At 73.9% G+C, this 15,181-nt stretch carries 13 protein-coding genes; 1 reads left to right on the forward strand and 12 read right to left on the reverse strand.

Going from position 1 to position 15,181, the window contains the following annotated elements:
- Nucleotides 1-4: 4 nt before the first annotated feature.
- The 12 genes from H9657_RS13390 to uidA all read right to left on the reverse strand — a co-directional run bounded on the left by H9657_RS13390 (nucleotide 5) and on the right by uidA (nucleotide 13,922).
- Nucleotides 5-781 (reverse strand): CDP-alcohol phosphatidyltransferase family protein, encoded by a 777-nt coding sequence (locus H9657_RS13390; protein WP_191783915.1) that lies wholly within the window; start codon nucleotides 779-781, stop codon nucleotides 5-7.
- Nucleotides 778-1,935 carry a DUF1972 domain-containing protein gene (locus tag H9657_RS13395; RefSeq protein WP_191783952.1) on the reverse strand — a complete coding sequence of 386 codons (1,158 nt, stop codon included), beginning with the start codon at nucleotides 1,933-1,935 and terminating at the stop codon, nucleotides 778-780. Before H9657_RS13395 ends, H9657_RS13390 begins: the two co-directional genes overlap by 4 nt.
- Nucleotides 1,936-1,973: 38 nt before the next feature.
- Nucleotides 1,974-2,417, reverse strand: coding sequence for an adenylyltransferase/cytidyltransferase family protein (locus tag H9657_RS13400; RefSeq protein WP_191783916.1), 444 nt, complete (start codon nucleotides 2,415-2,417; stop codon nucleotides 1,974-1,976).
- Between the two features lie 76 nt (nucleotides 2,418-2,493).
- Nucleotides 2,494-4,023: a sugar transferase gene (locus tag H9657_RS13405; protein WP_191783917.1), complete on the reverse strand. Its 1,530-nt coding sequence runs from the start codon at nucleotides 4,021-4,023 to the stop codon at nucleotides 2,494-2,496.
- A gap of 161 nt (nucleotides 4,024-4,184) precedes the next feature.
- Nucleotides 4,185-4,805 carry an aminoacyl-tRNA hydrolase gene (gene pth, locus H9657_RS13410; RefSeq protein ID WP_191783918.1) on the reverse strand — a complete coding sequence of 207 codons (621 nt, stop codon included), beginning with the start codon at nucleotides 4,803-4,805 and terminating at the stop codon, nucleotides 4,185-4,187.
- 106 nt (nucleotides 4,806-4,911) lie between these two features.
- The gene (locus tag H9657_RS13415; protein WP_191783919.1) at nucleotides 4,912-5,538 is read right to left on the reverse strand and encodes a 50S ribosomal protein L25/general stress protein Ctc; all 627 of its coding nucleotides are present in this window, start codon (nucleotides 5,536-5,538) and stop codon (nucleotides 4,912-4,914) included.
- A 237-nt stretch (nucleotides 5,539-5,775) separates the two neighbouring features.
- Nucleotides 5,776-6,453, reverse strand: coding sequence for an SIMPL domain-containing protein (locus H9657_RS13420; protein WP_191783920.1), 678 nt, complete (start codon nucleotides 6,451-6,453; stop codon nucleotides 5,776-5,778).
- Nucleotide 6,454: 1 nt separating this feature from the next.
- Nucleotides 6,455-7,438, reverse strand: a complete 984-nt coding sequence (locus H9657_RS13425) for a ribose-phosphate diphosphokinase (protein WP_191783921.1) — start codon at nucleotides 7,436-7,438, stop codon at nucleotides 6,455-6,457.
- Complete coding sequence (glmU, locus tag H9657_RS13430) at nucleotides 7,435-9,099, reverse strand: bifunctional UDP-N-acetylglucosamine diphosphorylase/glucosamine-1-phosphate N-acetyltransferase GlmU (protein WP_191783953.1); 1,665 nt, start codon at nucleotides 9,097-9,099, stop codon at nucleotides 7,435-7,437. The genes H9657_RS13425 and glmU overlap by 4 nt, the downstream gene beginning before the upstream one ends.
- Before the next feature lie 120 nt (nucleotides 9,100-9,219).
- Nucleotides 9,220-10,656: a glucuronate isomerase gene (uxaC, locus tag H9657_RS13435; RefSeq protein ID WP_191783922.1), complete on the reverse strand. Its 1,437-nt coding sequence runs from the start codon at nucleotides 10,654-10,656 to the stop codon at nucleotides 9,220-9,222.
- Entirely contained in the window at nucleotides 10,653-12,065 is a 1,413-nt protein-coding gene (gene uidB / locus H9657_RS13440; RefSeq protein ID WP_191783923.1) for a glucuronide transporter, read from the reverse strand. The genes uxaC and uidB overlap by 4 nt, the downstream gene beginning before the upstream one ends.
- A 66-nt stretch (nucleotides 12,066-12,131) precedes the next feature.
- Nucleotides 12,132-13,922 carry a beta-glucuronidase gene (gene uidA / locus H9657_RS13445; protein WP_191783924.1) on the reverse strand — a complete coding sequence of 597 codons (1,791 nt, stop codon included), beginning with the start codon at nucleotides 13,920-13,922 and terminating at the stop codon, nucleotides 12,132-12,134.
- Between the two features lie 123 nt (nucleotides 13,923-14,045).
- On the opposite strand from uidA, the gene H9657_RS13450 reads away from it, so the two are divergent.
- The gene (locus tag H9657_RS13450; protein ID WP_191783925.1) at nucleotides 14,046-15,062 is read left to right on the forward strand and encodes a LacI family DNA-binding transcriptional regulator; all 1,017 of its coding nucleotides are present in this window, start codon (nucleotides 14,046-14,048) and stop codon (nucleotides 15,060-15,062) included.
- Nucleotides 15,063-15,181 lie beyond the last annotated feature (119 nt).

Below are 15,181 nucleotides of genomic sequence, written 5' to 3' on the forward strand. Positions count from 1 at the left end.
GTCGTCATGCCGCACCTGCCTCGTTCGCCGTCAGCCGGCGCAGCTGACCGTACCAGGACACCGCTGCGGCGACGGCGACCACCAGGGTCGCCGCCACGATCGCCGCGTAGCCCACGAAGAAGGCGGTCGGGACGCTCAGCAGCAGGAACACGAGGCACGTCGTGCCGTAGTCCGTGGGGATCCCCAGCACCGACCGGAGCCACGGTGCACGACCACCCGTGGCGGCCGTGCTCACCACGCCCGCGGCCCGGCGCATCTGCTCGGTCAGGATCATGCCGAAGAAGTAGACGCTGCCGGCGACGGCGTGCAGCGCGGGCACCAGCAGCCACACGTGGTCCACGACGTCGAAGCGGTACAGGCCCACCCCCAGCGCGAGCGGGAGCGTGACGATCTTGGTGGCGTCGACCATGTGGTCGAGCCACTCCCCCGCGGGGCTGCCCTTCCCCGTCAGCCGGGCGACCTGGCCGTCCGCCGAGTCGAACGCGTAGCCGAGCACGAGCAGCAGGCTGACGACGACGCCGAGCAGCGCGCTCGGCGCCACCAGCGGCAGCAGCGCGATCGCCGTGAACGTGCACAGCGCGCTGATCCCCGTGACCGCGTTGGGTGACAGCCCGCGCCGGTACGCCCAGGCGGCGAGCACGCGGCCGAGCCGTCGGTTGACGAACCGGGAGTAGGCCGGTGCGCTGCGCGCCGCGCCCTTCTGCGCGCCGGCGAGCCGGTCGAGCGTCCCGCGGAAGGTCTCGGCCTGCCCCGCGGCGGGGGAGGTGGACGTCTGCGTCATCGAACCGTCTCCGTCTGTCGGGCCGGCGCGGCGCCGGCTCCCCGCCGCGACGCCCGGGGACGCGGCCCGGGCACCCGGCCCTCGGCCAGCGCGAGGGCCAGCTGCTCGTAGCCCGCGGCGACCTCGTCCCAGTCGTACGCGCGTGCACGCTCACGCAGGCGGGTCCCGCGCGACCTGGTCGTGGGCTCGTCGGCCTCGGCGTCCTCCAGCGCGCGGGCGACCTCGGCCGGTGTGCGCACGTAGACGCCGTCGTCGCCGGCGACCTCGCGGTTGAAGGACACGTCGTACGCGACGGTCGCCGCGCCCGCGCCGATCGCGCGCAGCAGCGACGGGTTGGTGCCGCCGACGGAGTGCCCGTGCAGGTAGGTCAGGCTGTTCGCGTAGAGCTGGTCCAGCAGCCGCTGGTCCCACACCCCGCCGAGGAACCGCACGCGGGGGTCGCCCTGCGCGGACGCGTGGACCTTCGCGGTGTACTCGTCGGCGTACGGCGCGGACCCGACGACCACCAGGGGGTGGCGCGCGCCGCTGCGCACGTAGCCCTCGACCCACAGGTCCACGTGGTTCTCGGGCTCGAACCGGGCGACGACCAGGTGGAACGCGCCGGGCTGGAGCCCGACGTCCGCCAGGGCGTCGTGCCCGGGCGCGTCGAGGACGGGCGCCCCGTACGTCAGCAGCGTCGTCGGCACGTCGTACTCCGCGCGGTAGTAGTCCGCGATCCCGACGGCGTCCGCGATGAGGGCGTCGGACCACCGCACGGCCGCCGTCTCGGCGGCGCGGTAGTACCGGCGTCCCGCCCCGCCCCACTTGGCGCGCTGCCACTCGAGCCCGTCGACGTGCGTCGCGACCGGGATGCGTGCGCCCCGCAGGAGCGGCAGGTAGGGCGCGTTGGCGGCGTTGAAGACGAAGGCGACGTCGGTCCGCCGGCCCAGCAGGTGCCCGACGGACACCCCGGTGTGGCTCAGCGTCTCGAGGGACCGCTGGCGCAGCGCGGGCAGCGTCACGAGCTCCATGCCGGCGTACGACGACAGCTCGGAGTTGCCGGAGCGGCAGTAGACCCGCACGCGGTGGCCGGCGTCGGCGAGCCGGCGACCGACCTCCTCCACCGCGGTCTCGAAGCCGCCGTAGCGCGCCGGGACGCCCCGCGTCCCGACCATCGCGATCGACAGGGGGCGGGCCGGTCTCGCGGCGGCGCTCACGCCGCGCCCTCGCGCGCGGCGCCCGACACCAGGAACTCGCGGAGCATCGTCGACGACGTGGACGGCGTGTACGGCAGGTAGACGACACGCGCGCCGACCTCGGCCATCTCGCGCTCGAGCCGCTCGCCCTTCGCGCTCCCGGCCCAGTCGTCACCCTTGAAGAGGACGTCGAACGGGTGCGCGTGCCAGGCGACGCGCTTGTCCTGCGCGTGGTCGGGCACGACCTCGTCGACGAAGCGCAGGCTCGCGACGAGCTCCATGCGCTCCTCGTGCGGGATCACCGGGGGACGGCCCTTCATCGCGACGAGCGACTCGTCGACGGCCACGCCGACGACGAGCCGGTCGCAGCGCTCCCGCGCCGCCCGCAGGATGTTCAGGTGCCCGATGTGCAGCATGTCGAAGCCGCCCGGGACGTACCCGACGATCGTCAGGTTGCTCATCAGTTGCTCCTTGCACTAGCGCTCACGGTGGGAGCGGCCCGCCGTCGCGCCGCACTGCTGGTCGTGCACCTTCGGGTCAGTACGCCCCGGCCCCGCCGAGGACAGCCCGACCGGTCTTCCAGAGGATCAGCAGGTCCATCGACACCGACCAGTTGTCGACGTACCGCAGGTCGAGCCGCACGGACTCCTCCCAGTCCAGGTCCGACCGGCCGCTGACCTGCCACAGACCCGTCAGGCCGGGCCGCACGTGCAGCCGCCGGTGCACGGAGTCGTGGTACGCCTCGACCTCCTCGAGCAGCGGCGGGCGCGGACCGACCAGCGCCATGTCGCCCTTGATGATGTTGACGAGCTGCGGCAGCTCGTCGATCGAGAAGCGGCGCAGGACGCGCCCGACGGGCGTGACCCGCGGGTCGTCGGCCATCTTGAACAGGACGCCGTCGTGGGTGCCGGACGCAAGGAGGGCGGCGCGCCGCTCGTCGGCGTCGCGGTACATCGTGCGCAGCTTGTACATCACGAACTGCGTGCCGTCCTGGCCCACCCGGACCTGCCGGTAGATCGCGCCGCCCGGGGACGTCACCGCGACCAGGAGCGCCGCGAGGCCGAGCATCGGCGCGAGCACGAGGAGCGCGAGCCCCGCGAGCGTGACGTCGAGGACCTGCTTGATCACCAGGCGCGGGCGCGGCGAGGCGACCTGCACCTCGAGCAGCGAGAGACCGGCCGTCGGGCGCACGGTCAGGCGCGGCGCGCCGACCTCGACGATGTCCGGGACGACCACGAGCTGGGCACCGGCGCGGGAGAGCGCCCACGACAGGCGGCGCAGCGCGTCACCGCTCAGGCACGTCCCGGTCACCAGCACCACGTCGGCACCGCGGTCGACAGCCACTTGCACGACGTCGGCCACCGCGCCGAGCACCGGGACGCCCGCGACCGTGGTCGCCGTCCCGACCGAGGGCACGCAGACCCCGTCGATCCGGTAGCCGTGGTGCGGGACCGCGGCGATGTTGCGCACGACGCCGGCGGCCGACACCTCGTCGCCGACGACGACCGTGCGCATCGTGCCCTCGCCCTGCATCCGCAGCTTGTGCAGGTGGCGCCGCTCCATGTGCCGCGCGACCCAGCAGATCACGAGCGTGGCGGGCACGCCGATCAGCACGTAGCTGCGCGGCACGGGCACGCGCAGCACGTAGCCCATCGTCATGAGGATGAGGACCATGGCCGCGGTGGCACGCAGCAGGGCCTGGAACTCGCCCGGCCCGTCGCCCGCCGCGCTCCTGCGGTAGCCGCCCGAGACGACCACGAGGGCGATGAACAGGGCCGCGCCGCCGCAGGCGAGGCGGGTGGCCGTCAGCAGGCCGTGCGCGGGAGCCATGACCGAGGCGCCCACGAGCAGCGCCACGAGCATGTCGAGCAGCACGGCGACCAGGCCGTAGCGGCGGCTGACCGCCGCCCAGGCGATCGAGCGGACCGCCGGGTCCGAGTTCTCACGCGTGGCACGCCGGACGAACGGCTCCGAGGACGCCCACGACCGCCGCGGTTCGAGCGCACGTCCTCGGCGCTCCGCGACCCCGTCGTCGAGCTCCGCCTCCCGGTCCGTCGTCAGTGTCATCTCTCCCCCGTTGCCGTCCCAGCTCCTCGTGCCACAGGGAGGCTATACGGCGATTTCGGGAGATTGACACCTTTGTGCCCGATTTCACCCCATCCGTGAAACAGTTCGGGGGCAGGCGGGTGACGCGGCGTCGACGGTCGGGTGAACGTCCGGTGCGGGGGTCAGGCCTTCGTGTGGAACCTCAGCTGCGCGGCCTCGAGCCCGTCGGTCACGACGGCCTCGACGGCGTCCGCGGCACGGTCGACGAGCCAAGGCAGGTCCTTGCGCTCGGGCCCGGAGAAGTCCTTGAGGACGAAGTCGGCCGGGTCCTGCCGGCCCGGCGGACGCCCGACACCCACGCGGACGCGCACGTAGTCCTTGGTGCCCAGGGCCTTCGTCGTGTCGCGCAGACCGTTGTGCCCGCCCTCCCCGCCGCCGCGCTTGAGGCGGACGTCGGCGAAGGGGATGTCGAGCTCGTCGTGGACGACGACGACGCGCTCGGCCGGGACGTCGTGGTACCGGGCCAGCGCTGCGACGGGCCCGCCCGACACGTTCATGTACGTGGTGGGCTTGGCCAGGACCACGCGGGGTCCGGGGACGCCGCCCGGCAGCGTGCCGAGGCGCGCGTCGGCGGTCGCCGCCTGCGGGCGCCGGCCGAGCAGGCCGCCGCCCCGCGAGGCGAAGGTCACGCCGGCGCGGCGCGCGAGCTCGTCGAGCACCATCTGGCCGACGTTGTGGCGGTTGCCGGCGTACTGCGCACCGGGGTTGCCGAGGCCGACGACGAGCCAGGGGGCGTCGCTCACGAGGGGGTCCTCCAGGGTGCGGGGGCGCCGGCGGCCGGCAGGACGGACGCACGACGACGCCCGGCACCGTGGACGGTACCGGGCGTCGTGACGTGCTGCGGGAAGGTCAGGCCTTCTCGGCGGCTGCGGCCGACGCGGCGGACTGGGTCGCGGCGAGGTCGCTCGCGGCCTCGTCGGCGGCGACGTCGGCGGCCGACGCCTGCGGGGTGCTGATGGTCACGACCGTCACCTCGGGGTCGCCCATGAGCGTGGCGCCCTCCGGGAGGACGACGTCGCCGGCGGTGATGACGGCGCCGTCTGCCAGACCCTCGATCGAGACCTCGACCGACTGCGGCAGGTTCGTCGCCTCGGCCTCGAGGAACAGGTTCTGCGTCTCGACGACGTGGATCGTGCCGGGGGCGGACTCGCCGACGATGTGCACCTGCACGTCGACGGAGACCTTCTCGCCCTTCTTCACGATGAGCAGGTCGACGTGCTCGATGACCTGGCGGACGACGTCGCGCTGGACGTCCTTGACGATCGCGAGGGTCGACGTGCCGTCGAGCTCGATCGAGTACAGCGCGTTCGAGTGCTTGAGCGCGAGCATCGTCTCGTGGCCCGGCAGGGCGACGTGCAGGGGCTCCGTGCCGTGCCCGTACAGGACGGCGGGGACCTGGTGCGCGCGGCGCAGGCGGCGTGCGGCGCCCTTGCCGAACTCGGTGCGGGCGGCGGCGGCGAGCTTGATCTCGGACACTGGTGCTCCTCAGGCGTGGCGTGGCTCCGCGGTGGTGCGCGGGCGCTGGTCTGGCGTGCTGCCCCGTGGGTGGTGACCCCTCGGGTGGTGCGGGCACGTGGCCCGGTGGCCTCGACGCGGGACGCAGGACGGGCACGCGGAGGCGACCACCCAGTCGATCACGGAGCCGGGGGCCGACCGGAGATGGTGCTTCCGGTTCGACCGTCCGTCGTCCCTCGCCGAGGCAACCTGGTGATCCTACCGGACGGCGGCGTCCGCCTCGACCCCCGGGTCGGGTGCCCACGCCCACCGGACGGTGACGGCCGCCTGCACGGTCTGCTCACCGGGCTCGACCGGGACCGCGAAGGCGTCGGCCGCCGCCGACCGGGCGAAGAGCGGCGAGGCACCGCGGAGCTCGTCCTCGTCCACCCGCAGGACCGCGCCGAGCGCGCGTCCCGCCAGCGCCGCGAGGTGGGCGGCCTTCGCCGCCGCGTCCTGCCACGCGGCCTCGCGCGCCCGCACCTGCGCCGCGGCCGGGTCGCTCACGACGAGGCGCAGACCACCGAGCCGCACCGGCGAGCCACCGGCCGCCACGGCGCTGCCGATGACGTCCCCGGCGGTGGCGACGTCGCGCAGCGTGACGGCCAGCCCGAGCCGGGCCACGACGAGCACCACGTCACCGTCGACGCCCGTCTGCTCGGTCCACGTCGACGTCGCGCCCGTGCGCACCGCGCGGTCCTCGACACCCGCGTCGCGCAGGGACGCGCGCACGGCGGCGAGCGCGACCGTGGCCTCGCGCAACGCGGTGCCGACGTCGTCGGCCCGGACCTCGGTCGCCAGGTCGGCCACGACGACGTCGGGCACGGCGTCGGCCGCCCCGCAGCCGCGCACGGTCACGCCGCCGCGGGGGCGGTCGTCGTGGCCGGCGCGGCCCACGTCAGGCGTTGCCGTCGAACAGCGACGTCACCGAGCCGTCGTCGAAGACCTCGCGGATGGCCCGTGCCAGCAGCGGCGCGATCGAGAGCACCGTGAGCTGCGGGAACCGGCTCTCCTCGGCGATCGGCAGCGTGTCGGTGATGATGACCTCGCGCGCACCGCACGCCTGGAGCCGCTCGACCGCGGGGTCGGACAGCACGCCGTGGGTCGCGGCGACGATGACGTCCTTGGCCCCGGCCTCGAGCACGACGCGCACCGCACCGGTGATCGTGCCGGCGGTGTCGATGAGGTCGTCGACGATCACGCAGCTCTTGCCCTCGACGTCACCGACGACGCGGTTCGCGACGGCCTTGTTGGGGCTGCGGATGTCGCGCGTCTTGTGCACGAAGGCCAGCGGGCCGCCGCCCAGCTTCGCGGCCCACTGCTCCGCGACGCGGATGCGGCCCGCGTCGGGCGACACGACCGTGACGTTCGTCGTGTCGACGCGCGTCCGCACGTACTCGACGAGGATCGGCTGCGCCCACAGGTGGTCGACCGGGCCGTCGAAGAAGCCCTGGGTCTGCGCCGCGTGCAGGTCGACGCTCATGATGCGGTCGGCACCGGCGGTCTTGAACAGGTCGGCCATGAGGCGCGCGGAGATCGGCTCGCGCCCGCGGTGCTTCTTGTCCTGCCGGGCGTACGGGTAGAACGGCGCGATCACGGTGATCGTCTTGGCGGACGCGCGCTTGAGCGCGTCGACCATGAGCAGCTGCTCCATCATCCACTGGTTGATGGGCGAGCAGTGCGACTGCAGCACGAACGCGTCGGCGCCGCGCACGGACTCCCCGAAGCGCACGTAGATCTCGCCGTTGGCGAAGTCGTACGCGGTCGTCGGGAGCAGCTCGATGCCGAGCGCGTCCGCGACGTCCTGCGCGAGCTCGGGGTGCGCGCGGCCGGTCGTCAGGACCAGGCGCTTCTCCCCGTCATGGCTGATGATGCCGGTCATCGCTGCCCGTCCTCGGTCGTGGTGGCGGCGCCGGTGGCGTCCGTCGGGTCGTCGAGCTGCGCGGGCTGACCGGGCAGACGCGGGGGCGGGGTCACGGGGACCGCCGCGGTGGCGGCACGCTCGAGCTCGGCGCGCGCCTGGGGCGAGAGGCCCGCGACGTCGCGTGTGCCGCGCGCCCGGGCGGCGGCCTCGGCGGCGGGCGTGCCGGCCCGCGAACGGGCGACCCAGCCCTCGATGTTGCGCTGCGAGCCGGCGCTGACGGCCAGCGCGCCCGGCGGCACGTCGCGGCGCACGACCGTGCCGGCGCCCGTGTAGGCGCCGTCACCCACCACGACGGGGGCGACGAACATGTTGTCCGAGCCCGTGCGCGCGTGGGAGCCGATGACGGTGCGGTGCTTGTTGACGCCGTCGAAGTTGACGGTCACCGACGCGGCACCGATGTTCGAGTGCTCGCCGATGGTCGCGTCGCCCACGTAGGACAGGTGCGGGATCTTCGAGCCCGTGCCGATCTGCGCGTTCTTCGTCTCGACGAAGGTGCCGATCTTGCCGTCCGCGCCCAGGTCCGTGCCCGGCCGCAGGTAGGCGAACGGTCCGACCGTGGCGCCCTCGCCGACGACCGACAGCGAGCCGTGCGTGCGGACCACGGTCGCGCGGGCGCCGACCTCGACGTCCGTCAGCGTGGTGTCGGGGCCGACCGTCGCGCCCTCGCCGACGACCGTCGCGCCGTGCAGCTGGGTGCCCGGCAGCAGCGTGACGTCGCGCGCGAGCTCGACGTCGACGTCGACCCACGTGGACGCGGGGTCCACGACCGTGACGCCCTCGCGCATCCAGTCCTCGAGCAGGCGGCGGTTGAGCTCGGCGCGCAGCACCGCGAGCTGGACGCGGTCGTTGACGCCCTCGACGCTCAGCCGGTCGTCGGTGCGCAGCGCGCGCACGTGGCCGCCGTCGGCCCGCGCGATCGCGAGCACGTCGGTCAGGTAGACCTCGCCCTGCGCGTTGTCGCGCCCCAGGCGGGCCAGCGCCGAGCGCAGCACCGCCGCGTCGAAGACGTACACCGACGTGTTGATCTCGGTGATCGCGCGCTGCTCCGCGTCGGCGTCCTTCTCCTCGACGATGCCCAGGACGTCACCCGTACCGGGCTCGCGCAGGATGCGCCCGTAGCCGGTGGGCTCCGGGACCTCGGTGGTGAGGACCGTCACGGCGTTGCCGTCGGCGGTGTGGGCCGCGAGCAGCTCGCGCAGCGTCCCGGCGTCGAGCAGCGGCACGTCACCGGCGACGACGACGACGGCACCCGTGAGCACCGACTCGGCGGCGGCGCCGGCCACGTCGGACCCGGTCGCGGCGTCGGCGGTCGCGGCCTGCGCGGCCGCGTCCAGCGCGGACATCGCGACCTGCACGGCGCGCCCGGTGCCCGGGATGTCGTCCTGGTCGACGAGCAGCGCGTCCGGGTCGATCTCCAGGACGTGCGCGGCGACGAGGTCGCGCTCGTGGCGGACCACGACCGCGACGCGCTGCGGCTCGAGCGCACGCGCCGTGGCCAGCGCGTGCCCGACCATGCTGCGACCCCCGAGAGGATGCAGGACCTTCGGGACGGCGGAGCGCATGCGGGTGCCCTCACCCGCTGCGAGGACGACGACGGCGGCTGGGCGGACGGTCACCAGTGGGTGCTCCTCGCGGATCTGCCCGGCTACGGGCGGTGGTTCTGCCGTGATGGGACTCTACCGCTGCCGCACCGGCCCTCGGCGCGGACCCGCACCCTGCAGAGCACCCGCCGGGGCTCCTCAGAGCCGGAAGACCTCGGCCGGCCGGCCGCTGACCAGGTCCACGAGCGCGTCGGCGGCCTCGTCGTCGTCGAGCCGGTGCTCGGCGACGAGTGACGCGAGGAACCCCGCGTCGAGCCGGCGTGCCATGTCGTGCCGCGCCGGGATCGAGCACAGCGCGCGCGTGTCGTCGACGAACCCGCTCGTGCGGCTCAGGCCCGCGATCTCGGTGACGGACTCGCGCCACCGGCGGATCGACGCGGGTGCGTCGAGGAACCACCACGGCGCGCCGACGTACACCGACGGGTAGAACCCCGCCAGGGGGGCCAGCTCGCGCGAGACGACCGACTCGTCGAGCGTGAACAGCACGAGCCGCAGGTCCCGGTGGGTGCCGTAGCGCTCGAGCAGCGGGCGCAGGTGGTCGGTGAACGCGCCGGGCAGCGGGATGTCGTGCCCGGTGTCGGGGCCGAACCGTGCGGCGGTCGGTCCGTGGTGGTCGCGCCGCACGCCGGGGTGCAGCGTCATCGTCAGGCCGTCCTGCGTCGACAGGCGCGCCATCTCCAGCAGCATGTGCCGCCGCAGCGCGACCGCCTCGTCCGCCGCGACCGTGCCCGCGAGCGCACGCGCGTAGACCAGCTCGGCGTCGACGTCGTCGAGCGGTGCGGTGCCCACGTCCTCGTGGCTGTGGTCGGCCGAGACGGCACCGTGCGCGCGGAAGTACGCGCGCCGCTCCGCCATGGCCGTGACCCAGCCGCGGTACGTGCCGGTGCCGGTGCCGGCGGCCTCCCCCAGGCGCGCGACCGCCTCCGCCCAGCCCGGGTGAGCGGGCTCGAGGTACCGGTCGGGCCGGAACGTCGGCAGCACCCGCGTGGTGACGGTCGGGTCGTCGCGCAGCGCGGCGTGCGCGGCGAGGTCGTCGACCGGGTCGTCGGTCGTCGCGAGCACCTCGATGCCGAAGCGGTCGAGCAGGGCGCGCGGACGGTAGGCGGGGCCGCGCAGCCGGTCGGCGAGCAGGTCGTACAGCTCGTCCGCCGTGTCCGGGCCGGGCCGCAGGTCGGTGCCGAAGACGCCGTGCAGCGTGGCGTCGAGCCAGTACCGCACGGCCGTGCCGCGGAACACGTGCCAGTGCGTGCACAGCGCGCGCCACGCCGTGCGCGCGGCGTCCTCGTCGAGCGGGCCGCGGCCCACGCCGAGCGTGTCCAGCGGCACCCCCGACGCGTGCAGCAGCCGGGTCACGTAGTGGTCCGGCGTGACGAGCAGCGACGTCGGGTCGCCGAACGGCTGGTCGTCGAGCAGCAGCCGCGCGGGCACGTGGCCGTGCGGCGAGATGATCGGGAGGTCGCGGACCTGCCGGTACAGGTCTCGCGCGAGCGCGCGCACGCCCGGGTCCAGCGGCATCAGGCGGTCGTCGTGGTGGCCGCGGCGCGTCGACCGGGGCGCGTCGGGCACGCCCCTCATGCCCCGGCCTCCGTCGTCGCCCGCGCCGCGCGACGCTTCGCGACCTCGGCGACCATCTGCGCGTGCACCTTCTCGGTCAGCGGGTAGACGAGCATGATGAGCACGCCGACCGTGATGAACACCGCGGGCACGAAGCCGGCCACGTACCGGATGCCGTCGAGCGTCGCGGGTGCCTGCGCGTCGGCGAGGCCGACGTAGCCGACCAGACCCAGCCCGTAGGCGGCGGCCGCGCCGCCGACGGCCTGCCCGACCTTGCGCGTGAAGGAGAACACGGCGTACGTCGTGCCCTCGGTGCGGACCCCGCTGCGCCACTCGCCGTACTCGACGGTGTCGGCCTCGAGCGCGAACATCAGCACGTTCACCGCGGCCAGGCCGACGCCGTAGAGCGTGAAGAACCCGATGGCGACGGCCGGGACGGACGGCGGTGCGAGCGCGATGCCGATCGACGCGACGACCGCGACGACGCCGGACCCGACGTACGACCCGCGCTTGCCGAACCGCCGCACGAGGCGCGGGACGAGCGGCGAGACGACGAACATCGCGCCGGTGCTCACCAGGGTCAGGACGATGAAGTAGTCGGCGTCGCCCATGACGTCGCGGGCGTAGTACAGCTGCAGCGTCTGCAGCGTGAACATGCCGGTGAGGAACGCCACGGCGCTCGCGCACAGCATGAGCAGCGGGCGGTTGCCCCGCAGGGTCCCCAGGCTCTGGCGCAGCGACACTTTGGCCACGTCACGCTGGACCGTCTCGCGGGACGTGCCGAACAGGATCATGTAGAGACCGAAGCCGATCACCGCGAACAGCAGCGTCGTCATCGTCAGCGACTGCTGGAGGTTCTCCGCGTTCTTGATCTGCGGCGTCACGACGAAGGCGAGCAGCAGGATCGTGGCCGCGGTGCCCATCATGCGGAAGCCCGCGAGGCGTGCGCGCTCGTCCGACGCCTGCGTCATGGCCGACGCGAGCGAGCCGTACGGGATGTTGACGAGGCTGTACGCGAGGCCGAGGGCCGCGTAGGTGACGTAGGCGTACACGAGCTTGCCGGTGCCGCCCAGCCCGCCGGGGACGGTGAACGTGGCGACCGACAGGAGCAGCAGCGGCAGGGAGCCGAAGAGGAAGAACGGGCGGAACTTGCCCCAGCGCGTCATGGTCCTGTCCACCACGCGCCCCGCGTACATGTCCGCGAAGGCGTCCCAGACGCGCACGACGAGGAACAGCGTCCCGGCCGCGGCGGCCGAGATCCCCACGACGTCCGTGTAGTAGACGAGCAGGAACATCGAGGTCATCGAGAACGCGAGGTTGTTGGCGGCGTCGCCCGCCCCGTACCCCAGGTAGCTGCGCAGGCGCAGCCGCCCGGGGGCGGTGCCGGACGTGGCACGGGCGGGAGCCGGTACAGCGGCGGTGCTGGTCATGGCCTTCTCCAAGGGACGGGCGTGGCGGCGGTGCCACGGTCGGGTCGGGGGCGCGGTGCCGCCCGGTCAGCCGGCGCTGGTCCAGCGACGGCGCAGCAGGTGGGCGGCGGCCTTGGGCCGGCGGTCCCGCGTGAAGACGCCCTTCTTGTTGCCGTCGACCCGGAAGACCGAGGTCGAGGAGGTGCGGAAGTCCGCGAAGTTCCACACGTGCTCGCCCACGACGGCGTCGACGGAGTCGAAGACGCGGTGGTTCATGTCGAGGTACGCCTCCTGGTACTCCTCGGACCAGGGCTCCGGCGTCAGGGAGTGCAGGCCGGCGACGGTGTCGGCGCCGTACTCGGTGATGATGATCGGCTTGCCGTCGCCCGCCCACTGCTCGAGCTCGGCGCGCCACGCGTCCTCGGCCGCGGCCAGGTCGCCGGTGTGGACGTACCAGCCGTAGTACCGGTTGAGCATGAGCACGTCGCCGAGCTCGGACACCTGGCACCTGCCGTGCGGCGCGAGCATGACGTTGACGAAGCCGACGGGTCGCGACGGGTCGAGCTCGCGCGCCAGGGCGAACAGCGGCTCGAAGTAGGCGCGCGCGGCGTCGGTGTCCGACTCCGGCTCGTTCGCGATGGACCACAGGACGACGCTGGGGTGGTTCTTGTCGCGCGCGACCAGCTCGCGGATCGCCTGGGCGTGCGCGGCCTGCGCGTCGTCGTCGACGGTCTCGGGCGAGAACGTCGTGTAGTTCTGCCCGCCGAAGATCCCGCCGGCCAGGCCCATGTTCTGACCGACCGCCGCGACCTCGTCGATGACGACGATCCCCTGGCGGTCGGCATAGTCGTAGACCTCCTCGGCGTACGGGTAGTGCGACGTGCGGAACGAGTTGGCACCCATCCAGTCCATGAGCGCGAAGTCGTGGACGAGGAACACGTCGTCGTGGCCCTTGCCGCGCACGGGCGTGTCCTCGTGCTTGCCGAACCCGCGGAAGTAGAACGGCTCGCCGTTGACGAGGAACTGCGTGCCGCGCACCTCGACGCTGCGGATGCCGACGCTCTGGTGGTACTCGTCGACGACCTCGCCGGCCGCGTCGAGCAGGGTGACGTGCGCGTCGTGCAGGTAGCCGTCGCCCGGCGCCCACAGGTGGGCGTCCGGGACCGTGAGCGTGCCGGACGCGCCGTCGGCCTGCGCGACGACCTCGCCGGCCGCGTCGCGCAGCGTGACGCGCACGCTCACGTCGCCCGCCGCCGGGCCGGCCGCGACGACGTCGTAGCGCACGACGCCCGTGGTGCCGTCGACGTCGGTGACGACCGTGACGTCGTCGACGTACGTGGTCGGCGTCGCGTAGAGCCAGACGCTGCGGTGCAGCCCGGCGAAGTTGTAGAAGTCGTGGAAGTACTGCTGGCGGCGCCCGTGCGGGGTGTCGTGGACGATGCCCGGCGGGATGGTCTGGAACGTCAGCTCGTTGTTCACCAGCGCGGTCACGCGGAATTCCGCGCCCGGGGTGACGAGCTGCGTGACGTCGGCCTCGAACGGCGTGTAGCCGCCCTCGTGCTGCACCACACGCTGCCCGTCGAGCCACACCGTCGCGGCGTGCGTCGCGGAGTCGAACCGCAGCACGACGCGCTGGTCGGCCCAGCCGCGGGGCACGCGGGCGACGGTCTGGTACCAGGCGTCGCCGACGTGGTCGCGCCCCTGCGTGCCGGGGACGATGTCGTTGTAGCTCGCGGGGACCGGCATGCGCGTGGCCCCGGCGAGCGAGCCGTCCTGCCAGCCGGCCGTGCGGCCCTCCGCCTCGGCGTCGAGGCGGAAGTCCCACAGGCCGTCCAGCCTCTTGCGCTCACGGGTGAGGGTGTCCTGGGGGCGAAGCATCGGTGCTCTCCTCTCCTGGGCCGGCCCGCGGGTCGGCGTGGGGTCTGCCACCCATTGGGGGCCCCGTCGACCCGTCACGACAACCGGTTGCCGTCAGTTGCCACCGAGCCGTAGCGTCGGGACATGCCCGGTGGGAGGCGCGACGGTGCGCGCTCCGCCCCGACGATCTACGACGTCGCGGCGGAGGTCGGCGTCGCGCCGTCGACCGTCTCGCGGGCGTTCTCCCGCCCCGGCCGCGTCAACGTCGAGACGGCCGCGAGGATCCACGAGGCGGCCGAGCGGCTCGGCTACCGTGCCAACCCGCTGGCCCGCGCGCTGCCGACGGGACGCACGTCGATGCTGGCCATGGTCGTCTCGGACGTCACGAACCCCTTCTACTTCCAGATCATCCGCGGCGCGGAGGCCGCCGCGAACGAGCAGGACTTCACGCTGCTCGTGGCGGACGTGCTGGAGGACCCGGCCGTCGAGCGCCTGGCGCTCGAGCGCTCGCTGCCCTTCGTCGAGGGTCTCGTCCTGGGGACGTCGCGCATGTCGGACTCGGCCGTGCGGGTCATCGCCCGCCAGCGGCCGACGGTCGTGCTCAACCGCGTCGTCGCGGGGATCCCCAGCGTCGTCACGGACAACGCCAAGGGCATGCGGCGCGCCGTGGAGCACCTGGGGTCCCTCGGGCACCGGTCGATCGCCTACGCCGCGGGACCCGAGGCGTCCTGGGCCGACGGCACGCGGTGGCAGGCGATGCGGGAGGCCGTGCACGAGCTGGAGATGCACGCGCAGCGCGTCGGCCCGTTCCCGCCGACGCTCGCGGGCGGTGCGCTGGCCGCCGGGCCCGTGCTCGCGACCGGCGTCACGGCGGTCGTGGCGTACAACGACCTCGTCGCGATCGGGCTGCTGCGCCGGCTGCGCGAGCTCGGCGTCGCGGTGCCGGAGCAGGTGAGCGTCGTGGGGTTCGACGACATCTTCGGCGGCGAGCTGTGCACGCCCACGCTGACGACGGTGGCGGCGCCGCTCGCGGCGCTCGGCCAGTACGCGGTCCGGATGCTGCTGCACGAGTCCCGCGTCCGCACACCGGGCTCGACCCGGCCCGCGCGGCTGTCCGCCCACCTCGTCGAGCGCGGGTCGACGGGTCCGGCGCCCACGTGACCCTGCGCGCCGACGTCCTCGCCCACGGCGGGCCTCCCGGCGGCGGCAACTGACGGCAACCGGTTGCCGCCGACGGCCCGTCCGGTGCTCAATCGAGGGACCGCACGCCGCCCGGGCGC

Source organism: Cellulomonas avistercoris (genome assembly GCF_014836445.1).
Lineage (GTDB): Bacteria > Actinomycetota > Actinomycetes > Actinomycetales > Cellulomonadaceae > Cellulomonas > Cellulomonas avistercoris.